The sequence below is a fragment of the Leucobacter sp. USHLN153 genome, from assembly GCF_037145615.1.
Classification (GTDB): domain Bacteria; phylum Actinomycetota; class Actinomycetes; order Actinomycetales; family Microbacteriaceae; genus Leucobacter.
Map to the genome: position 1 here is coordinate 17,457 of NZ_JBBCXE010000003.1, position 21,447 is coordinate 38,903.

Below are 21,447 nucleotides of genomic sequence, written 5' to 3' on the forward strand. Positions count from 1 at the left end.
CGAGGACTCCCGTGTCGCACCAGCCCGTTCTCGAGCGCCGCACCAAGCCCGTATCCACGGCGCTCTACCGCCACCCGCGCGGCCGGCTCGCCGCGCTCCTCTCCCTCCCGATGACCTGGCTCATCGGCGTCTACATCCTCTCGCTCGCGCTGCTGCTGCTCACCGCGTTCTGGACCACCGATCCGTTCACTTCACGGGTCAAGCCCGGGTTCACGCTCAGTAACTTCGAGCAATTGGTCACCGTCCCGGCGTACCTGTCAACTGCCCTGCGCACCGTCGGGATCGCACTCAGCGTCACGGTGATCTGCGCCATCTTCGCGGTGCCGCTCGGTGTCTTCATGGCGAAGATCGCCGGGCCGAAACTGCGCGCCGTGCTCGCGGTGCTCGTTACCCTCCCGCTGTGGGCCGGCTACCTCGTGAAGATTATCGCGATGCGTCTCGTCTGGACCGACGAAGGCTTCTTCAACTGGGCGCTCTCTCCGTTCGGGATCAGCGGGCCCGGTTTCGGTTTCCTCACGGTCGTGTTGACCCTGGTGTACCTCTGGTTCCCCTACATGGCGATTCCGGTATATGCCGCGGTCTCGCAGATCCCCACGAACCTGTTCGATGCGTCGTCGGATCTCGGTGCGAGCGGCGCTCGCACGATCCGCACCGTCGTCGCGCCCCTGTTGCTCCCCTCACTCGTCGCGGGATCGATCTTCACGTTCTCCCTCAGCCTCGGCGACTACATCGCCGCGATGTACGTCGGCGGATCCACGCAGATGATCGGCAGCATCATTGCGCAGAACATCAACCTGAACCCGCCGCTCGCGGCCGCCTTCTCCTTCGTGCCGATCGTGCTCGTCATCATCTACCTCGCGCTCGTTCGTCGCACCGGCGCGATCAACAACCTTTAACCGGAGAACCAGTCATGCTTCGACTCAACCGCACGACGCGGGTCTTCCTCGCCGCGATCACCGTCTTCGTCCTCGGGTTCATGTACATCCCGCTGTTCGTGATCGTCATGAACTCGTTCAACTCGGGGCGAGTGTCGGGGTGGCCGATCCCGGGCTTCTCACTCGAGTGGTGGGGCAAGGCCCTCACGAACCCCGCCGTGCACGCGGCCGTGCTGAACTCGGTCATCGTCGCGGGCGTTGCGACGGCGATCGCGCTGCTGCTCGGCACCCTCGCCGCGTTCGCACTGCAGCGCTTCCGGTTCTTTGGGCAGAACACGGTCAACCTGCTCATCGTGCTTCCGATCACGCTGCCCGGTATCGTCACCGGTGTCGCGCTCTCGAACACGTACTTCCAGGTGTTGAAGCCGATGGGCATCAACGTCGGCTACTGGGGCATGATCATTGCTCACGCCACGTTCTGCGTGGTGATGGTGTTCAACAACGTGATCGCCCGCCTGCGCCGGATGCACCCGAATCTTGAGGAGGCGTCGATGGATTTGGGCGCGGGAATCGGCCAGACCTTCCGTCTCGTGACCTTCCCGCAGTTCCGCAGCGCCTTCATCGCGGGCGGCCTGCTCGCGTTCGCGCTCTCCTTCGACGAGATCGTCGTGACGATCTTCACTGCGCCGCCGGGCGTCGAGACGCTGCCGCTGTGGATCATGAACCAGATGGCGCGCCCGAACGAGGTGAACCAGGTCAACGTTGTGGCGACGGTGATGATTCTGCTCTCGCTCATCCCGGTGTACTTCTCGCAGAAGGCGGCCGCGGCGAGCGACGTGAAGTAGCCCGGGGGCGGCGGATCGCTCGGAGCCGCCCCACCGCGCGTTACAGGCGGTCGCGGTGCGCGTCCCGGAGTTCCTCCACCGCGCGCTCGAGCGCCGGGTCATCGCCGCGAGCGAGCGCCGCGTACTGCAGCACCACGCCATCCTCGGTCGGCACTGCCTTCACCCACATGCGGCGGCGCGGCACGAAGAGCGACCAGATCAAACCGCCGAGCGCGAGCAGCGCGAAGATGAGCACGAACGTCTGCGCGGGGTTTCGCATCACGTCGAACGAGGCATAGCGCGGAATGTCGTCGAGCGTGATCGTGCCCATGCCGTTCGGCAGGTCGGCGGTCTCGCCCGGGGTCAGTTCGATCGACTCCTTATCGATGGCGCGGCCCGTGAGCTGTTCCATGTTCGTCGTGTCGAGCGAGTAGACCGACGTCGGCACCCCGTTGTCGATGCCGAGGTCGCCGCGGAACACGTCGAGCGTCAACACCGGGTTCTCGAGATCGGGGTAGTTCGAGGTGTAGGCGCCGGTGTCGAGATCCGCCTTCGTCGGGTAGAAGAAGCCGCGCAGGCCGACCTGCACGTCCTTGCCGTCTTCCGTCAAACCGTACGGCACCTTCACGACGCCGAGCGAGAGCATCGTCATGTTGTTCTGTGGGATGAACGGCATCGCCTCGCTGTAGACGACAGTGCCCTCGGCGTTCCGCACGGTGATACGCGGGGCGTACCCGTTCGCGACGAGGTAGATCGGCGAACCGTGCACGCGGAGCGGGTGATTCACCCGGATCGATTGCTCGCTCGTCGTGCCGTCGGGGTCGATCAGCTCGAGGTTCGCGAGGTAGCTGCGCACCTGCCCGATGGCGTTGGTGTTGCCGTCGTCGGGGGTGACGTAGTCCACGTCGAGCGAGTCGAGCTTGAGCCCGAACGGGTCCAGGCTCGAGGAGTCGAAGCCCTGACCCGTGTTCACCGTGTCGTAGTCGATGAGCTGGTTCACCATCGTCTCGCCCTCGACGAGCACCTTCTGCCCGTTGAAGGTGAAGACGCCGCCGATGCCGACGCTGATCAGCACTCCGAGCAGCGAGACGTGGAAGAGCAGGTTGCCCGTCTCACGCAGGTAGCCGCGCTCGGCGGAAACCGAGACGCTCTCAACGCCGCGGCGCGAAGAACGCTGAATCTCAGTGCGGTACCGCGAGCGCTTCAGCAGGCGGGCAGCCTCTTCGACGGCGCGCTCGGCGAACGCCAGGCGATCCGCATCGCTCGCATCGGGGTTCGAGACCCGCACCTCCGAGAACCCGGCCATGCGCTGCAGGCGTGCCGGGGTGCGCGGAGGCTTGCCGCGCCAGGCCCGCCAGTGGTGCACGATGCGTGGCAGCACGCAGCCGATCAGCGAGATGAAGAGGAGCAGATAGATCGCGGAGAACCAAACCGACCCGTAAACGTCGAACGCCTGGATGGGGAAGGCGTCGAGGATCGGGAAGAGCTTCGGGTGATCCGCCTCGTACTGCACGACGCCGTTCGGGTCGGCGCTGCGCTGCGGCAGGAGTGAGCCCGGAATCGCGGCGACCGCGAGCATGAGCAGCAGCACGAGTGCCACGCGCATGCTCGTGAGCTGGCGCCAGAACCAGCGCAGCCAACCCCGGAAGCCGAGCTCGGGCGCTTCGATCGGCGCGGCCCCGCCTGCGCCGGATCCGTCGTCGTAATCAGAGGGGCGTGACATAGCCGCCAATCACCGCCTGCAGTGCGTACATCATTTTGCTCCAGAGACCGGTCACCATGAGGAGACCGATGAGGATCAGCAGCGCGCCGCCGATCAGGTTCACGGCACGAATATGCCGTTTGAAGAATGTCATCGTCTGCGTGAGCCAGCCGAAGCCGAACGCGGCCAGCACGAAGGGGAGGCCGAGGCCGACGCAGTACGCGATCGCGAGCGCGACGGATCGGGAGACCGATCCCTGCTGGAGGCTCAGGCCCATGATCACCGTGAGGGTCGGACCCATGCAGGGGGTCCAGCCGACCGCGAAGACCGCGCCGAGCAGCGGGGCGCCCACGAGCCCGAGCTTCGGCTTCACCCTCATCTTCATCGTGGTCTGCGCGCGAGTGAACAGCCCGATGAACACGAGACCCATCACGATGATGAGGGCTCCCATGATCCGCGTGATCAGGCCCTCCCACTGCGCGAGGAAGATGCCCACAGTGCCCGCCGCCGCGAGAAAGGCGACGAAGACCACGGTGAAGCCGAGCACGAAGAGCACTGAGCCGAGCAGCACGCGGGCGCGACCGGTCTTCTCGCCCGGGGCGGCGCCTGCTGTCGAGCCCACGTACGCGAGGTAGCCCGGCACGAGCGGCAGCACGCACGGAGAGAGGAAGGAGATCAGGCCCGCAGCGAGCGCCACGAACGACGCGATGAGCAGTTGCCCATCGGCGACGACCCCCTGAAGATCCACCGCTACTACTCGGCCGCGCCGTCGGTGGATGCGTCGGCCGCGCCGTCGTCAGTCTCTCCCTCGGCCGAAGCGCCCTTCGCGCCGTCGGCCGAAGCGCCGTCCACGCTCTCACCCGCGCCGCCGCCCGTCTCAGCGAGGGTCTCGTCGATCAGCGTGCGGAGCTGGGATTCGCTCGCGAGCTGCCCGAGAACGCGATGCGCGACGCGGCCCTCGCGATCCAGCACGAGGGTCGTCGGAACCGCGTTCAACGGCACCTGGCCCGCGAATGCGCGTTGCACGGAGCGGCCGCCGGCGTTATCCAGGATCGACGGGTACTCGACCCCGAACTCCTCGGAGAACTGGCGCGCCTGAGCGACCTGATCCCGCGTGTTCACGCCGACGAACTGCACGCCCTGGTCAGCAAACTCTTCGTACGCCGAGACCAGGTCGGGCGCCTCGGCGCGGCAGGGCGCGCAGCCCGCGTACCAGAAGTTCACTACGGTGACGTCGCCCGCGGTGTCGACGGACCCGAAGGTGCCGCCGTCTTCCGCCTTCCCCGAGAACTCCACGGGGTCGGTGCGATCGGCGACCGGGATGCTGAGCGTCGAACCGTCGCCCTCGATATAGCCCTTGCTGCTGCCCTCGCGATACTGCGAGGCGAGGTCGCTCCCCTCGGTGCTGCAACCCGCGAGGCCGAGCACGGCAGCGAGCATCACGGCGACCGTTGTCGCTCCGCGTCGCCGGATCATACGGCGCCCACGTCCACGGCATCGTCGAGCAGGCCCGCGGCGGGCGTGCGGTAATCGACCTCGAACCAGCGCTCGCCGCGCTTCTCGAACGTGGTGATGCTCGAGAGATCGCACCGACGAGACGACGGGTTGTGGAACAGCGGCTTGCCCGCCACGTCGAGATGCGCCATCCAGATCGGCGACTGGTGCGACACCATCACGATGTCGCCGTCGATGGTCGAATCCCACGCCTCGTCCATGGCCTCGCGCACGCGGTCGGCGACCTGGCGGTAGGGCTCGCCCCAGCTCGGCCGGAACGGATTCCAGAAGCGATGCCAGTAGCGCGGCTGCTTGAACGCCGCGTCGGGGCCCGAGTTCACGAGGCCTTCGAACGCGTTGGTGGGCTCGATGATGCGATCCTCTGTGAGAATTTCGAGGCTCAGCGCACTCGCGATCGGCCGTGCGGACTGCTGCGCACGCTCGAGCGGGGAAGCGAACAGCTTCGTGACGGTGCGGTCGCTGCCGGCCAGTTCGAGGGCCGCAGCCTCCGCCATGCGGTGGCCGCGCTCGGAGAGGCGGAAGCCGGGGATGCGCCCGTACAGCACACGGTCGGGGTTGTGGACCTCGCCGTGGCGCACCAAATGCAGCAGTTTGTCGCTCACGGCACCATTCTACGATCGGGCAGTCTGGGAGTTGCTGCGTGCGGGTGCTCACCACGCCCCTGCGATCGGGGCAACTTTCGGTGGGTGTCGGGCGCGAGTCGCTCGCAACACGCGCCGCAAGTTACCCCGATCGCAGGGGGCGGCGGCGGATCGGCGCAGCCCGTGCCCGCAGCAAGGGATGCGCCCGGCGACGCCGATAGACTGTGCGGGTGACTGAGCGTGTATTGATCAAGGACCTGGCCGCCCGCGAAGACGGCACCGTACGCGTTTCCGGATGGGTCGAGAAGGTTCGCGACCAACGGTACGTGCAGTTCGTGGTGCTGCGTGACGAGTCGGGTGCGGTGCAGCTCGTGAACGGCGGCGTGCTGCGCGAGGCGGATCCGGAGAACCCGCGATCCGACATCCTCGTGCCGCGCACCACGACCATTTCCGAGCTCACGCAGGGCACCTTTGTGACCGTGGTCGGCGAGCTGCAGCACAACGAGCGCGTCAAGCTCGGCGGTGTTGAGATTCAGATCGAGGAGATCGAGGTCGTCGCGGCTTCGCTCCCCGACAACCCGGTCGCTGGCGACTCGGGCATCGACGTGCGTCTCGATTGGCGCTTCCTCGACCTGCGCCGCCCCGAGCAGAACCTCGTGTTCCGCGTGCAGACTGCGTTCCTGCACGCGCTGCGCCAGGTGTGGGTGGATCGCGGCTTCATCGAGATTCAGACCCCGAAGCTCATGGCGAGCGCCTCCGAGTCACGTGCCGAGCTCTTCGAGGTCGAGTACTTCGAGGGCAAGGCGTTCCTCGCGCAGAGCCCCCAGTTCTTCAAGCAGATGGCTCAGGCGGCCGGCTTCGGCGGCATCTTCGAGGTCGGGCCCGCGTTCCGCGCCGACCCCTCGTTCACGTCGCGCCACGCCACCGAGTTCACGTCGATCGACTCCGAGCTGAGCTGGATCGACTCGCACGAGGACGTCATGGAGCTGCACGAGGAGCTCATGGTTGCCGGCCTCACCGCGGTGAAGGAGAAGCACGGCGAGGAGATCCAGAACCTCTTCGGCATCGAGGTTGAGGTGCCGTCGCGCCCGTTCCCCCGCATTCCGCTCGCGGAGGCGAAGGAGATCGTCAAGGCCGAGGGCTACGAGGTGCCGCGCGCTGACGCCGACATGGACCCCGAGGGCGAGCGTCGCATCGCGGCCCACGTCAAGAAGAAGTACGGGCACGACTTCGTGTTCCTCACCGAGTACGACGCCTCGATCCGCCCGTTCTATCACATGCGTGACGCCGAGAACCCGCAGCTCACGAAGAGCTACGACCTCATCTACCGCGGCACCGAGATCTCGACGGGCGCGCAGCGCGAGCACCGCATCGACGTGCTCGAGGCGCAGGCTGTGGAGAAGGGTATGGACCCGGCAGAGCTCGGCTTCTACCTCGACTTCTTCCGCTACGGCGTGCCGCCGCACGGCGGATTCGGCATGGGCCTGAACCGCGTGCTGATGCTCCTGCTGCAGCAGCAGTCGATCCGCGAGGTCACCTACCTCTTCCGCGGGCCGAACCGCCTGCTGCCGTAATCGGCTTTCGCGGTCGCTCGGTCAACGAGCGGGCGGATCACGGGGGCACCGTTGCTTGTTCGCGGGTTACCGCTCGGCGGGTGAGGCGGCGGCTCGACGGGTGAGGCGTCGGGCGACCGCCAGGAGCAGTAGCGCAAGCGATCCGCCAAGTACGAGCGCCCGCGTGAGGCCCATCGCGCCGGTGAAGGGAAGCGCGAGGGTGATCGTCGGATGCTGCAGCGGGTGGTTCACGCAGAACACTCCGGGCTCCCCGCAGACCGGCTTGATATCCGAAGACTTCACCAGCACGTTGACGAGTTCGAAGTCGCCCTTCTTCTCCGACTCGGCCTTGACCGTGGCGGTGTACGTGACCGTGACGGTGCCCCGAGCGGGGATCTCGCCGACGATCATCAAGCGTCCTCTCGCGGCGTCTCCCTCGCGCGTGACCTCCAGGCCCTCGCCGGCGATCGTTACGTCTTCGTCGATGGTCGCGTCGTCCAGCACTCCATCGAGCAGGTCGAACGTATCTACCGGGGCGGGAGCGGAGCCGGTGTTGCGGAACGTCAACGTGTAGGTCACCTCCTGCCCCGGACTCACCGTTTCACCTCCGGCCGGATCGGCGACCTTTTCGACTTCCAGCCCCGCGATAGGCGAGCACGTCGAGGTGATCGTGTCTACGCACTCGTCGGCGGACGGAGGCTGTAGCGAGCATGCCTCTGACTCGTCGTCGCACTCTGCGGTTGGAACCAGGTAGTTGGCGAGGATGTCGTCGCCTCGCGCACCGCTATCGTTCACCTTCACCGAGTACGTCACGGCGTAGGCTTCCCCGGGAGGCACCGTGCCGGTGACCTGCAACCGGCCTCCATCGAGCGCGGCCTGCAGATCTGAATGGCTCGTCGTGGGCGAAAGGGACACCACGGCATCATCGAGAACGTGGGCCAGAACATCCGTGTAGTCGACCTCTGCGGCAGCCTGCCCACCGTTGTCGAACGTCAGCGTGTAGTTGACCACCGAACCCGCGACCAGCGGATCGTCGTCAGAAGACGAGGTTTTCGAGACGCTGAGCAGCGATCCCGGAAGCATCACCTCGGCGCAGTTCTCGCCGTCCAGCGCCAAGGCTTCCGGCACGCACGCGGCGTTGATGAGCTGCTGATCGCCGGCGCCACTGTAGTTCAGCGTGTAGGTGATCGTCGCCGTGTCTCCGGCCGCGAGTTCCCCGGACCAGCTGAGCTCGGAACCATCGATCGACGCTTCGCCCGTGGAGGCCTCTGGTTGCCCGACGACTTCCGCGTCATCAAGCACACGGCTGAGGTCGTCGCTCATCGTGGCGGGGCGTTCGTCGGTGAAGTCGCCGGGCCCCTGGTTGGTCACCGTCACCGTGAATGCAACCTCTTCGCCGACCTTCGGGAGGGTCGAGCGCGAAGCCGTCTTTGCGATCGTGAGTTCAGGCATCTCGAATGCATGGCAGGCGACCTGCGGATTGCCCTCGCATTCGCCCTCAGGAGCTGGCGGCGGCGACGTCGGGGGCGTCCCCGGAGGTGCCACGAAAGCGACGTTCTCCACCTTCTGGTCGCCTCCCTTCTTCAAGGTCACCTGATAGGTGATGACTACCTTCTCGCCGGACTTGAGCGGACCGCTCCAAGATAGTGAGTCGCCGATCCGCTCTGGCGGCGAGACAGCCTCACCATCGACTGTGGCCGTGAGCGAAGCCTCGTCAAGATCGGCGTCGTCGAGCACCCCTGAGAGGTCATCGAACACGATGGCGGGGCGTGCTGCGGTGAACGAGCCGTCACCCGTGTTCGTCGCCTCCACGGTGTAGGTCACGGTATCTCCAGCGCGAGCACCGTCGTTCGCGTCCGAATCCTTCGCGACCTCGAGCTCGGGAACTGAGTGGAACCGGACCTGTGCCTCGTCGGGCTCGTCGAGACCCACCACTCCGGTGATGTTGTCCGGGCCGTTGGTGAACTCAATGGGTGAGGTCTCGCCTTTCAGGGGGTGCTCGGACGTCACATCGACTTCGATCGTGCAAGAGGCCTCGCCTGCTGCGAGTTTGCCATGGGTCACGCTGATCACGTCGCCAGCCGCCGAAATGTTTGCATCCTCGCATGTTCCCCCAACGTTCGCAGGCGTGGCGATCTTCAGCCCGTCGGGGAGGGTGTCGGTGAAGGCCCAGCCGTTCTTTTCTGCGAGATCCGAGCGATTTGTCACGGTGAATGTTAATCGTGAAATTCCACCCGCGTCGACATCCGTCGGCGAGAAGCTCTTGTCCAGCTGCGGTGTGACGTCGCTCACGCGGATGTTGTCGAACGCACCGTCGTTGCCTGTCGTGAGGCCTTGTTCGTTTCGGATTACGATATCGAAGGCGTCACCGTAGATCAGGCGGCTACCGTCCGCGAAAAAAGAGCCGTACCTGACTTCATTGCTATTTCCCGATGTCAGCTTGACCGTCTGGTGACGAGGATCAGTGCATGGGTTAATCGCTGCACTGGACATCGGGGTCTCATTCCCCTGTGCGTCGCGAATATAGAACCTCAGCAGTGGATCGCTCGCCTGCGGCAGGTCGCACGCCGTAGCAGCGGCATCGACCGAAAACGTGATGAAGCGGTTCTGCGTGTCGGTGAACCTCAGCCCCTCGGTTTGGAACATGATGAGGTTGGGCCCGGCTGGGGCGGGTGATTGTGCGGTCGTGTTCGTGGAGACCGCGCGGTTCGTCTGGGGGTTCTGCGGCGTATTCAGGTACCCGAGCGCCCGGGCTTTGTTCTGAACCGCATCCCATTCAGCCGGATTCTTCTGGCAGTATCCCGAGGCTGGCATCGGGATCGCGGCACTCATGATGAACCCGTTACAGGCTCCCTGTGTGAGCCAGTACGTGTCCGCAGAGTAGGTGACCCCAGGAGAGCTACTGGGGAAATTCTCTAACTCGGTGAGCCCCGAGCCGCCCTCGAAGTCCTCGGTGAACAACAGCGAAGGCTCGGAGAGCTGGCCTGGATTACCTGGCGCTCCGAGGGCTGCGAAGTTCCGGTGCAACAGATTGGATCCCAGTTCAGCAGAAGCACTCTCAGAGGTCGGGTCAGCTCCCTCGTCCGAGCCGATGGCATCGGAATCTTGCATCGCAAACGCTCCGCGGGGAGTTGCGGCAGCATCTGGGACCGTCCCGTTCGCGAGCGTCAAAACGCTACTCAGTGCAATAGCAGCCAATGCCCCCGCGGCAAGGCGACGGCTTCTCGGTTTCGTTCGGTGAGGCACTGTCATGTCTCCCCCCTCACTACCGATCCGCCGCGTGCTGGCCCTGAACACGGGCTTTGAGCTCCTTACAGGCTCAGGCACGGTGGATGGGATACAGCATTCCGATGAACCTCTTGCGTACCGCAGCTCTGGAAATGCAGCATGCTCACGAACGACTCGCGGATCGCGCTTCCGTCGTTTCAGCGTGGCAATATGCGTACGAGTTCTCCCGAACCCCGGGCGATTGAGCAGTCCCGATACTCGTCGACCCCACTGACGGTGTCGCAATGAGCGCTTAACTCTTTCTTTTTGCGCGGCCTGATCGCTGGCACGCTTAAATCCGGGATGGCGCGAAGGAGGAACTTGTCGAAGTGCTGAACGGCGAAGGCTGCATAATCATGCTCCGGGTGTACAACAGGGGCACTGCGGAAATGGTCCTCATCGTACTTGTCGACCTCGAGCTCGACAACGACACATTCTTTGCTCGATCACTTTCGTTCGGAATTGTCCGAGCAACACTGTCTTCCCGAGCCCACCGGAGTCCAGTGACAATAAGCGCGCCGGTCACGGCCGCGGTTTAACGACAACAACTGACCGATCCGGGTTGAGGCGTGGGGCGGATCACGGTGCCCCAGCCCGGGGACTGTTCAGAGGTTCAGCTATCAGGCGACCTGCACGCGCTGATCACCCACAACGTACTCGATTGCGAGGCTGCCGCCCACCGCTTCGAGGTAGTGCCGAATCGTGCTGATCTTGGCGCTGTCAATATCTCCGTGCTCGATCTTGGAAACCTGACGCTGACCGACACCGATGCGGTCCGCAAGTTGCGCCTGCGTCATACCAGTTTGTTCGCGCAGCTCACGCAACCGGTAGGCGCGGATCTCTGAGAGCATCCGGTCCTTGTGTCCGTCTACGCGCTCACGGTCGACAGGATGATCCACGAGAAACTCATTCAGTGACCTTGCCATTTGACTCACGTTCCTTTCAAACGTTGAATGTGTTCGTCAAAGATGTCGTCAGCCAGCGGGATGTTCTTCCTGTACCACCCTCGCCAGTCGCCAGACTTATCGCCCGCTACAAGGAGAATCGCTGCGCGCTCGGGGTCGAAAGCGAATAACACCCGCAGCTCCGACCGACCACTCGACCCTGGGCGCAGTTCCTTCATATTGCGATGCCGCGAGGCAACTACAGTATCGACGATCGGCCGCCCGAGATCGGGTCCTCGTTCCTCCAGGAGCTCGATCGCAGCTACAACTTGCTCTCGTGACCGTTGATCTAACGCAGCAAGCCACTCTGCGATCAGCTCGATATCAACGACCCACATGCATAGATTGGAGACCATGCATGGTCTAGGTGTGAGTGGAGTCGAACTAGCCGAGTTGAATGGGGGCTGGCGGCACCGGCGGTAGCACCAGGCGTGGCGCCGGGGGTGGGAGCGAGGCGCGAGAGCTCAAGAATCGCGTCAATTACGGCGTTGGCTTCGCCAAAAAAGCACTTTTGGCAATAAGGGTGGGTGAGGGCGAGTAAGTGAGAGGTGCGGAGGGCGGATCGGCGCGAGAGTAGTGCCCCGGGGCTCTCCTAGCGTGGCGCTAGCGTGTCGAGAGCCCCAGGGCACCGTATTCCGGGAACGAGGCCTTCGCTCCCCCTGCACCGCAGTGCCTCCGTATCCAACGGAACACTGCCGTGCCACCACCACCAAGCACTCGCCGCACGCCCTAGAAACACACAGCTCATACCGTGGGTGATGCCCCGGGTATCTCCTAGCGTGTCGAGAACCCCGAGGAAGTCTTCTATTTCACTGATAAAGCGGGCGGATCACGCCGCACGTGATCTCGGAGGCGGCCTGCCGATGTGGCGTGGCTGGAAGGTCCGCCACTTTACCGACGATGGCCGAGGAATGGGCAGGCGCTGGGTGACCGTGGCGCTCGGCACCACGGCCACCCAATCCGCGGGTTAGCTGGCGCGTCTCGTGAAGCGGCGGGCTACGACGAGCAGCACCACCACACCCGCACCACCCAGCACGAGAAGCCGCATCAGACCTTCCGTGCCCGTGAACGGGAGCGTCGGACTGAAGGTGGGATGCGGGAGCGGGTTCCACACGCAGAACACACCCTCCTCTCCACACACCGGTTCGATATCCGGGGACGCGAGGAGCACGTTCTCAAGCTCGTAATCACCCTTCTTCTCGTTCTCCGCCTTCACCGTCGCCGTGTAGGTGACGGTCGCGGTCTTCCCCGCGGGAACCGTGCCCGTGATGACAAGATTCTCGCCCGTCACGCTAGCCTCACGGGTCACCGTGATCGTGCCGTCCTTCACGACGAAATCGTCATTCACGATCGCATCATCGAGCACCCCGTCGAGAACGTCGATCGTGTCGACTGTCGCGAGTGCCTTGCCCGGGTTGTAGAAGCTCAGCGTGTACGTCACTTGCTCGCCCGGCTCCACCGCCTCACCCGACGCCGGGTCAACGGTCTTCGCCATCGCAAGACCCGCACGCGTCAGGTTCGCCTCCGCACACCGCTTCGCGTCCTTGGCGATCACAATATTTTCAGCGAGACAGGCGGTGTTGTTCAGCTCGTAATCGTTCACGGTGCCCTTCACGACCTTCGCTTGATAACTCAGGGTGCGGGTCTCGCCGACGGCGAGTGTGCCGTGCCAGTACAGCTTCCCGCCGTCCTCGTAGAACGTGTTCTCCGGGACGGTACCCGCAGTGTCGGTCCACACGAGCTGCGCGTCATCGGCGACCTTCGCGAGATCATCGACCATGACCGGGTTCACGCCGTTCGTACCGCCGAAGTTGAAGCCGTTCAGCACACCCGGACCATGGTTCGTGACCTTCACCTTGTAGGTGGCGACATCGTTCAGACCGTACAGCTCGGTCTTGTCGGCGGACTTCTCGATCGACAACACCGGAACAAGATCGGTGGTCCAGGAGCACTTCGACCACCCGGACGACGAACCCACCATCAGGAGGGGCTTGCCGTCGTCGTCGGCGCACCCGAATTTCGGGTCGCCGGGATCGTAGTTCGCGGCCTCCGCATAGTTCAGGAGCGTCGCATCCCCGGTCTTTGTCGTATTCACCGTCACGGAGTACGTCACCGTCGCAGTGTCCCCAGGCCCGAACGAGGCGCCCTTGTCGAGAAGCACCTGCACGTACCCCGTTGCCGGGTCATACGAACCCTTCACATCGGGATTCTTGGACGTCACGGCAAGATCATTGTTGAACGTTGCGTCATCGAGCACACCGTTCGTCTGATCCCGGGCAAGCAAACCGATACCGGCGACCGTGTCCTCGTCGAAGTAGCCGAGGCCGTCGTTACGGACGTTCACGGTGTACGTAACCTTCCCGGTGACCTGATCGTAGGAGGATTGCTTCTGGACCTGAATATCCGGTGGAAGCGTCAAGGGCTTCACCTTCGTCGAAACTCTCAATGCCTCGTAGCCCCAGTTATCAATAAGTTGCTGATCACCCCAAGTTTCCTGCGAGCCGCGCCCCGCAGGTGCCTCAAACCAGCCATGTACGCCATCCGCAATTGCGCTGTCCACGCCTTCCCTTCCGTCAAGCTTCGGTGGAGGGATTGCATACGAGGACACTGGCGTTACGTCCAGATCATTCCAGTAAATTGTCGAACCCGGATCATCGCCATTCAACCGAGTAATTGTCACTCCACCAAGAAGTTCCACGTCCCAGAAAGTGAAATGCACTTCAGCGAGATGATCAAAATAGAGCCGGGCTGAAACATCAGTATCGTGGCGGATTGCTCTTCCTTCGTTGTCAAGACCATCAAACGCATACTCGACTGACGCACTTCCGAAGCTGGCGTTGAATGAAATACTTCGGTCCGTCGTGCCGTCATACGATCCGTCTCCGTCAGCGTCGACCTGCAGCACATAAGACCCAGTGAATGCCTCCGGAAGTTGCCAAGACAACGACCCGCGAAACGGTATTCCTGGCCCGCCCGAGCTTTGCCAACTGACGGGGAGAGCTTCCAACGTTGCGGCTTGAATAACAGGCGGCGAAAGTGGCACTCTCCTTCCATTAAGCGTCGCTGTATTTGGAAGATCGCTCGCCGGTTTCTCAAAGAACTGATAGAAGGTTGTGCCACATATTTCTTGTTCTGCTTTAGTGGGCCTCAAACTCTTATAAGCGGAGACGCAGCGGTCGGGGACGTTGGGATCGCCGGGGCCACTACTCGAAGTCTTAACGAGGGAACTCATCCCCATGTATTTGTACGTTGAAATCTCGTAGAGGTGTCCCGAGTAAAGGAGCGACCAGAACGTGAAGTCCCTTCGATCGGTGAAGGATTGCAATATATAGGACCCCAGAGTGAAGACGCGCCCGCGCACGCGGTTGTCGAAAAGTCGCGAAACATCGGAGTACGAAAGGGTACCGATCCCCACGGGAAACGATCCGGGGATAACGAATACGTTCGCGGTGTACCAATTCTCTCCGGCGTTATACGCAGGATTGGCCTCGTTGCCCACAGGACTCGCACGAAAATCGAAACGGACAATGCCGTCACTTTGGCCTGGCGCAAACTTCGGCTCGACTACGACCGTCTGTACACCCGAGCGCGGATTCTTCACCACGAAAGCGCCGGCCGTGGTCATCTGGTACATTTCCTTTTCGCCAGACGGATGAAAGACGTCCCAATAGAAGGTTACGCCTTCATTCACCTTCAGGTTAAGAAGCACCGATTCGCCTTGGTGAACATAGGCGTTCTGAGAGTTCTGAGAGATCATCTGAGCGGATTGCAAAGACGCGTGCGGGAAGCTCGGCTCAACAACGGTTGCCATTGCGCCTTCGAGCGGCTGCACTACTGTCGGTGCATCAGCGGCAAGCGCTTCAAAGAGTGGTCCGCGATTCAGCAGTGGACTCGGTTGCTTCTTCGACACCCCCTCCTTCGGCTTCGTTGCCGGATCTTCAGAGGTGTCGTCGTCGGTTTTCGCAGGAGAGTTGGAAGAGTCGTCCGCGAGGTCCGTTACTTCGTCAGGGACAGCGTTTAACGCCCCCCCCCCCCCGGAAATGGGGTTGGCAGCGTCGGGCGCATTGGCAGTATCTTCCACTGACTCATCCGCCACGCTCTTCGAGGAATCGTCGGTCTGCAGCTCGACGGAGGTACCCGTCGCCGGATCCTCCGCCGTCGCAGAGGCAACAGAACTCATCGACAGCGATGCCGGGACCGCCAGCGCCGCAGCCAGCATCACCACCACCGGCACACTCAGTACACGCTTCGACCAGACACGATTGGTCAACGCCATGACTCACCCCTTGAAGACTCAAACCTCGGGTGCTGCCCCTCAAGGCGGCACTCTTCCGATATATAGAGTCAGGTCAGCCGCAGGTCACGCAGTAGACGCCGGCACCTCTGCAGCATGGCGATGGTGAGATTTCAGTGCTGAGTGACGGAGACTTGAGCAGTTCGCCTCCGCGAATTGCGATGGCCTCTCTGGCATGCGCCACTGATGCAAGTTCGCGGACTCCAGCTGCTCGCAACCATCCTGCTGATCAAGGCGGTACGTCGTCGCGCGACCACGTGCTCAGCACGAGACCGCGACCAGCATCACACCGTCAACACCAGCTTGCCCGTGGTGCGGCCGGTCTCCCCCGCGCGGTGCGCATCGGCAGCATCGCGGAGCGGGAAGGTGCGATCGATGTGCGCCCGCAGCTCGCCGCGGCGCACCAGGTCGGCGATCAGTTCCATCTCATGCTCTGAAGAATCCACGAGCATTCGGACCGCGCGAACGCCGAGGCGCGCGGCGCCCTCCATGAACGCGTCATCGCCAGTAGGGAGCGTCGAGACGACGACGCCGCCCTCGCGCACCACGCGCAGGGAACGCAGCGAGGTCTCGCCGCCGATAGTGTCGAGCACGACATCGACATCTGAAACGAGGTCGTCGAACTCCTGGGTGCGGTAGTCGATGCACTCGTCCACGCCGATACTGCGGAGAAAGTCGTGCTTCTCGGCGCTCGCGGTGCCGATCACCTCGGCGCCGGCCGCCTTCGCGATCTGCACCGCCACGTGGCCGACACCACCGGCCGCCGCGTGCACGAGCACCCGCTGGCCGGCCTCGATACGCGCGTAGCGGTGCAGCGCGTGCCACGCGGTGAGCGAGACCAGCGGGAGCGCCCCGGCCTGCACGTGGTCGATCTCGGTCGGCTTCCGCACGAGCACGCGCGCCGGGAGCGCGACGTACTCCGCGTGGGTGCCGTGCCCCCATGGGTACGACGCCATGCCGAAGACCTCGTCGCCCACCTCGAAGCGAGCAACGCCCACCCCGAGAGCGACAACCTCGCCCGAGACATCCCAGCCGAGGACGAAGGGCGGATCCGCCAAGAACCCGCCGGTGCGCCGGTGCTTCCAATCAGTGGGATTCACTCCGGCCGCGCGCACGCGCACGAGTACTTCATTGGCGCGCGGCTCGGGAACCGGCCGGCTTACCGGGGTGAGCACGTCCGCCTCGCCGAGCTCTGACTGCTGGATCACGATCATCGAGTCTGGAACTGTCATGCGGCCAGCCTCTCAGAGGGTCGCAATCGGCGGCAATCACCTGGCGCGCAGCGGAAAAATGCTTTACGGCCTGATCGCCGGCTCCTCCGCAGGAGCCACACATAACTCGATCAGGGCGGCGCAGTGTCGTGAGATCTGCGATTCACGAGCGGGACGAGACGGACAACATTTCGCCCCATCCCGCTCATGCCCGCAGCTATGCGCGTCGCGTCTGACGGGTCAGCAGGAGAACCCCTCCGCCGAGTAGGAGGAGCACAGCCACGGCCGCGCCCGCTGACCAGAGGTGTCCGCCCGTGATCGCGAGAGCCGGTACCTTATCGAACCGGTTCTGCAGATCAATCTCGGCCGACGCATCCGGCTCCCCCGTGACCGTAACGATCACCTCGTTGCCCTCACCGTTCACGGCGACTGCGTCATCGTCGCTCAACCAGCTGGCGCCCTTCCAGGTGATGCTGCTCGGCAGTTCGGCCGAACCCTCCGACAGCGTCACCTCCGTGCCCAGCGGCAGATCGGAAAGCACGGCCGGCGTGCCCGCGGTGACGTCGAACGTGACGTTGTGCTGTTCACCGAGCAGATCAGTCCACGTTGCTGTGACGGGGAACTCCGTGCCATCGGGCACTTCCGATGCACCGTCGCCGGAGAGGGACTTCGTGACCGTCAGGGAGCCAAGCGATGCGATCGCCCGGTTCGTCACAGTCACGGCAGTGTCCTCTGCCGCGCCGATCGTGATCGTCGCCGTGTCATCCTGGTTCGAAACGATGCCTTCCGCCTCCCATTCCGGGGAAGCCCAGGTGAACGCTGCGCTGTCGTCAGGCTCGGCTTCGGAGAGCGACACCTGGGTACCGTGGGGCAGCTCGCGCCCGAGGGGGATCGCCGACCCATCCGTCGGAACGGTGAGCGTCACCGAAGTCGGTTCGGCATCCTCGATCCACGTCGCAGTGACCTCGACCGAGTCCGGCACATCCGCGTTCTTAAGGGAGACTCCCGCAACCTCCTTGGAAAGGGAGAACGTTCCCGCCGCCCAAGTCGCCTCGTTCGTGACCGTCACGAGCGTCGCAGCGCCCTGCTGATCGGATACGACGATCTCGGCGCTTCGATCGCCTTCGTCGGTGACGTCGTCACCGCTGATGAAGACGGACCCCCAGACCACGGTGTCGATCTTGGGACTCTCGCCTTCGGTGATCGTCACCACGGTGCCGGCCGGCAGGTCTTCACCCAACGACGTCGGCGACTCGGCATTGATCGTGAGATTTCGCGACTGGTCGACGCCTTCAGCATCGACCCAAGTAGCGGTCACAGGGAACTCAGTGCTCGGAGCGACCTCGCCGGCTGCCTCACCGGCGATGCCCTTGATCAGACTCAGCCCAGCCACTGACGTCGTCGCCTGGTTCTCAAGATTCACCGTGATGTCAGCTCCTCGGGTCACGGTGACCACGGCCGAATGACCATCGATCGCGACACCCGTGCCCGACCACGTCGGATCAGCCCACGCGATGCTCGAGCGGTCAATGAGCGGAGTTTCCGTGAGTGTGACCTCAGTACCAATGAGGAGGTCCTCGTCGAACGGCACTGGTGTACCGTCGGTCGGCAACGTCAGAGTTTTCGCACCGGGCGTTCCTTCTTCGTTCCAGGTAGCAGTCACCGTGACCTCATCCGGAACCGCAGCGTTGTCGGCCTGATCGCCCGTGACTCGCTTCACGAGCGAGAACGTGCCGAGCGTACGCTCGACGGTGTTCGTCACTGTCACCGCTGCCGGGACGGTGGCGTTCTCCGCACTGACGGTCACGCTCTCCGGGCTGAAGACCGGGTCGCCCCAGGTGAACTGATCGTCATCTGCCGGCTTCGCCTCGGTGAACGTGACGACGGCACCGATCGGAAGATCCTCGAGCGCTGCGGGCTCGTCGGCGGTCAGCGTCAGTTCGCGGTCGGCCTGCGACGGGAAGCCGTTGCCGAGTGCACTCGTGTCGACGTGTGCCGTGATCGCGTACGTGAGATCCTCGTCAACCCGCTCCGCAGCGCCGCCCTCGACCCTCTTGACGATGCTCAGCGAACCGAGTTGCGCGGTGTTCGTGAGGCTGACTCCGATGTTGCTGCCGGGCTCGAGTGCCGCGATCGCGGTCGCGCCATCCTCGCTCACGGTGAGGCCGGCGCCCGGCGCGAACGCGGGAGTACCGAAGACGACCCCGGGAATGTTGGGGAAAGTGGGCTCGGAAAGTTCCGCCGTCCAGCCGGTGCCTCGTGAGTTCGGCCCGCTCACGGGATCGCCGTTCAGCGGAATCTGCAGATCGTACTCGACCTGTGTCGCACCGCTCGGGTCGATCTCCTTGACATGCACGGTGAACGAAGCGTCCTCAGGTACGAACTGAGCGCCCGTGGTGTCGGCGAGGAGCTTATCGATCGCGATCGAGCCGCGCGGCACGCCCGATCCCGAGCCGCTGCCGCGGTTGTTCTGGGTCACCGTCCGGTCGTACGTCTTGCCGTTGACGACGGCGGTGTTGCCGTATTCGGTTCCCGGCGCATCCATCCCGCCGCTTGTGGTGCAGGTGGTGTACGAGATGACGTACTGGTACTCCGTGCTGAATGCAGTCGCAGTCGATCCGTCAGGTTGCGGCAACTCCGGCCGCGGAATCGTGAACGTCAGTTCAGCAGCGTTCTGCTCCGCGGTCACGGAGTCCGTGAGGTCAACGGTCGACAGACCGCCACCGCTGATCTGATCTCGCGCCTCGACCTTCAGCGCAAGCCGTGAAGCGAGGCCGCCAGATGGGTCACCAGCCGCGCAGACCTGGTGCGCGCCGGAAAGCGTGTCGGTGACGCTGAGGTCACCCACGACGTCCTGGAGACGCTCGCCCGGCACCACGATGCTCCAGTTCATGGTCGTTTGCGGCAGGTACTGGACTCCGTCGATCGTCACGGCTTTGCTGTTGATGCTGCCGTTCTTTTGATCCGTGCGGCCGGGCACCTCTGCTTCCGTGCCCGCTACGACCCCGTCGACATTGGCCTGATTGCTGTACGCAGTACCGCCCTCGGGCAGATCGGTTTCTGTGACACAAGTGGTGTACGTGATGACGTATCGGTAATCCGACGGCCGGAACTCGAACGACGAATCGTTGATCGCGAAATCGATGTCGAAGGCCTGCGCTGACTGAGCGTTCACCGTCTGCGTCAGGAGCCCCGTCGTGTCGCGCTGCAACTGATCGCTGGGACCGTATCGCTCGGTGACCCTCAGGTTGCTGATCGTATCGGTGCACAACTCGTGCCCCGCTCCGAGAGTTTCGGAAAAGTTGAAGCCGTCTTTGCCGACCAGCTGATCACCCGGCACCGTGACGGTCCACGCGATCTTGCCATTGCGATCGGCGCCGCCGAGCACGGTGCCGGTCTTCGTGAGGTCTTCGTGCCACGGATTCGGGTGCACGCCGATGATGCCAGACGACTCGCCCCAGACATCGATGGATGCCTCGTTCGTGTACTCGGTCTCCTCGGGATCGATCTGCCCGTCGGGAGTGCAGGTGTCGTAGGTGATTCTGTAGGTGACATTCGCATCGAAGCCGTTGGGTTCCGGCGCGTCGAGACCGATAGTGAAGTGCTGGGCGTCTGCGCCCGGGGTGATCTCCGCGATGCCGGAAACGTCTGCAACACTGTCACCGCGAACGGTGACGACCTTGAGGTTCGCGGGTTCGCACAGCACATGAGTCGCACTGAGCGCGTCAGCGACGTTGATCGCGTCCTCGCCCTGCATGCGTGAGCCGGGGAGGTCGATCGTCCAGGTCATCGACCAGTTGTTGTCATTCATCTCACCCGACTTGCTCCAGTCGTCGGAGAGCACGATGCCATCATCGATGCCGCCCTCTCCGGGGAGCGCTACGGGAACAAACTGACCGTTGAGATTGAAGTTGAGCTCGTTCGCCGTCGTCGCCTCGGCCGCTTCGATGTCGAACGAGAACTCGCCGTTGACGAGCTCGGGGTTGGCCTCGACCTCCGCGGTGAGCGTGCAGACCACTTCTCCGGCCGCCGCTGTCGCGAGACACGTGGCCCACGTCGCGCTCGAACCATCCTGTCGAGGCCCTGTCAGAGGGAACGGAACGTCGGACGGGATCCTCAGCTCCCTCGGCACCCCGATCGTGAAGGAGTCGCCCTCGTGCGGATCAGCGGACGTCGCATTCCAAGTCGCCGAGACAGACACCGTATCGCCCACTACGAGCTGACCGTCAGGGCCCGTCCCGCCGCCGATTGTGACGCCATCGAGAATGATTCGCTCATTCTGGGCGGCCATCGCAGCCGGGGCGACCGAGGTCAGCCCGAGCACCACCATCAGCACCGCTGCAATCATGGCGAGCACACGTCGCACGCCATTTGCAGACGACCTCAGGTGCGCGCCCCACGCTGAACTTCTTCGAGAACGCATACGGTCCCCGCCTTTCTCACTCACGAGCTGGCGCGAACCGCATTCCAGCTAGCCCTACGCCGAACAACGAACCGAGAGACGCATGGCTCAAAACCGTTCGTAGCCTGGGCAGGAATGTCGCATTTGCCTGCAGGAACGCACGAAGAGCACCCAATGTGCCGATCTCCACCACTCAGATCCTGTCATCAAACACTCAGGTTTTACAACATGGGCACTGAAACTTGTCCACAAAATACTGAGATTGAGGGGGCGGCTACT

13 protein-coding genes are annotated in these 21,447 nt (G+C 63.7%); 3 read left to right on the forward strand and 10 right to left on the reverse strand.

Going from position 1 to position 21,447, the window contains the following annotated elements; all coding sequences use genetic code 11:
* Nucleotides 1-11 precede the first annotated feature (11 nt).
* Nucleotides 12-896, forward strand: coding sequence for an ABC transporter permease (locus WFH00_RS05910; RefSeq protein ID WP_336659774.1), 885 nt, complete (start codon nucleotides 12-14; stop codon nucleotides 894-896).
* 14 nt (nucleotides 897-910) lie between these two features.
* Nucleotides 911-1,720, forward strand: coding sequence for an ABC transporter permease (locus WFH00_RS05915; protein WP_336659776.1), 810 nt, complete (start codon nucleotides 911-913; stop codon nucleotides 1,718-1,720).
* Between the two features lie 40 nt (nucleotides 1,721-1,760).
* Here the strand turns inward: WFH00_RS05915 and resB are convergent, their stop codons facing one another.
* The 4 genes from resB to WFH00_RS05935 are packed head-to-tail and all read right to left on the reverse strand — an operon-like array spanning nucleotide 1,761 to nucleotide 5,518.
* Nucleotides 1,761-3,422, reverse strand: coding sequence for a cytochrome c biogenesis protein ResB (gene resB / locus WFH00_RS05920; protein ID WP_336659778.1), 1,662 nt, complete (start codon nucleotides 3,420-3,422; stop codon nucleotides 1,761-1,763).
* Entirely contained in the window at nucleotides 3,406-4,149 is a 744-nt protein-coding gene (locus WFH00_RS05925; RefSeq protein ID WP_336659779.1) for a cytochrome c biogenesis CcdA family protein, read from the reverse strand. Before WFH00_RS05925 ends, resB begins: the two co-directional genes overlap by 17 nt.
* Nucleotides 4,150-4,154: 5 nt before the next feature.
* Nucleotides 4,155-4,877: a TlpA family protein disulfide reductase gene (locus WFH00_RS05930; protein WP_336659780.1), complete on the reverse strand. Its 723-nt coding sequence runs from the start codon at nucleotides 4,875-4,877 to the stop codon at nucleotides 4,155-4,157.
* Nucleotides 4,874-5,518 carry a histidine phosphatase family protein gene (locus WFH00_RS05935; RefSeq protein WP_336659782.1) on the reverse strand — a complete coding sequence of 215 codons (645 nt, stop codon included), beginning with the start codon at nucleotides 5,516-5,518 and terminating at the stop codon, nucleotides 4,874-4,876. The genes WFH00_RS05930 and WFH00_RS05935 overlap by 4 nt, the downstream gene beginning before the upstream one ends.
* 209 nt (nucleotides 5,519-5,727) lie before the next feature.
* On the opposite strand from WFH00_RS05935, the gene aspS reads away from it, so the two are divergent.
* Complete coding sequence (aspS, locus tag WFH00_RS05940) at nucleotides 5,728-7,071, forward strand: aspartate--tRNA(Asn) ligase (protein WP_336659783.1); 1,344 nt, start codon at nucleotides 5,728-5,730, stop codon at nucleotides 7,069-7,071.
* Nucleotides 7,072-7,137: 66 nt separating this feature from the next.
* Here aspS and WFH00_RS05945 read toward each other — a convergent pair whose 3' ends face one another.
* From WFH00_RS05945 to WFH00_RS05970, 6 genes are all read right to left on the reverse strand, one after another.
* The gene (locus WFH00_RS05945; RefSeq protein WP_336659784.1) at nucleotides 7,138-9,882 is read right to left on the reverse strand and encodes a DUF7927 domain-containing protein; all 2,745 of its coding nucleotides are present in this window, start codon (nucleotides 9,880-9,882) and stop codon (nucleotides 7,138-7,140) included.
* A gap of 1,055 nt (nucleotides 9,883-10,937) precedes the next feature.
* Entirely contained in the window at nucleotides 10,938-11,243 is a 306-nt protein-coding gene (locus WFH00_RS05950) for a helix-turn-helix domain-containing protein (protein WP_336660219.1), read from the reverse strand.
* Nucleotides 11,244-11,248: 5 nt separating this feature from the next.
* Nucleotides 11,249-11,599, reverse strand: coding sequence for a type II toxin-antitoxin system RelE/ParE family toxin (locus WFH00_RS05955; RefSeq protein WP_336659786.1), 351 nt, complete (start codon nucleotides 11,597-11,599; stop codon nucleotides 11,249-11,251).
* A gap of 629 nt (nucleotides 11,600-12,228) precedes the next feature.
* Entirely contained in the window at nucleotides 12,229-15,537 is a 3,309-nt protein-coding gene (locus WFH00_RS05960) for a DUF7927 domain-containing protein (RefSeq protein WP_336659787.1), read from the reverse strand.
* Nucleotides 15,538-15,839: 302 nt separating this feature from the next.
* A complete protein-coding gene (locus WFH00_RS05965; RefSeq protein ID WP_336659788.1) occupies nucleotides 15,840-16,787 on the reverse strand; it encodes an NADP-dependent oxidoreductase in 948 nt (315 codons plus the stop codon).
* Nucleotides 16,788-16,983: 196 nt separating this feature from the next.
* Complete coding sequence (locus tag WFH00_RS05970; RefSeq protein WP_336660220.1) at nucleotides 16,984-21,114, reverse strand: DUF5979 domain-containing protein; 4,131 nt, start codon at nucleotides 21,112-21,114, stop codon at nucleotides 16,984-16,986.
* Between the last annotated feature and the right edge of the window lie 333 nt (nucleotides 21,115-21,447).

Bases quoted from the DNA above. Each gene is read 5' to 3' on its own strand.
- WFH00_RS05945 (WP_336659784.1), bottom strand. From the start codon at position 9,882: ATGAGTGCCGCGATCCCGATGCCAGCCTCGGGATACTGCCAGAAGAAT.
- WFH00_RS05965 (WP_336659788.1), bottom strand. From the start codon at position 16,787: ATGACAGTTCCAGACTCGATGATCGTGATCCAGCAGTCAGAGCTCGGC.
- WFH00_RS05970 (WP_336660220.1), bottom strand. From the start codon at position 21,114: ATGATTGCAGCGGTGCTGATGGTGGTGCTCGGGCTGACCTCGGTCGCC.
- resB (WP_336659778.1), bottom strand. From the start codon at position 3,422: ATGTCACGCCCCTCTGATTACGACGACGGATCCGGCGCAGGCGGGGCC.
- WFH00_RS05930 (WP_336659780.1), bottom strand. From the start codon at position 4,877: ATGATCCGGCGACGCGGAGCGACAACGGTCGCCGTGATGCTCGCTGCC.
- WFH00_RS05960 (WP_336659787.1), bottom strand. From the start codon at position 15,537: ATGGCGTTGACCAATCGTGTCTGGTCGAAGCGTGTACTGAGTGTGCCG.
- WFH00_RS05950 (WP_336660219.1), bottom strand. From the start codon at position 11,243: ATGGCAAGGTCACTGAATGAGTTTCTCGTGGATCATCCTGTCGACCGT.
- WFH00_RS05915 (WP_336659776.1), top strand. From the start codon at position 911: ATGCTTCGACTCAACCGCACGACGCGGGTCTTCCTCGCCGCGATCACC.
- WFH00_RS05955 (WP_336659786.1), bottom strand. From the start codon at position 11,599: ATGTGGGTCGTTGATATCGAGCTGATCGCAGAGTGGCTTGCTGCGTTA.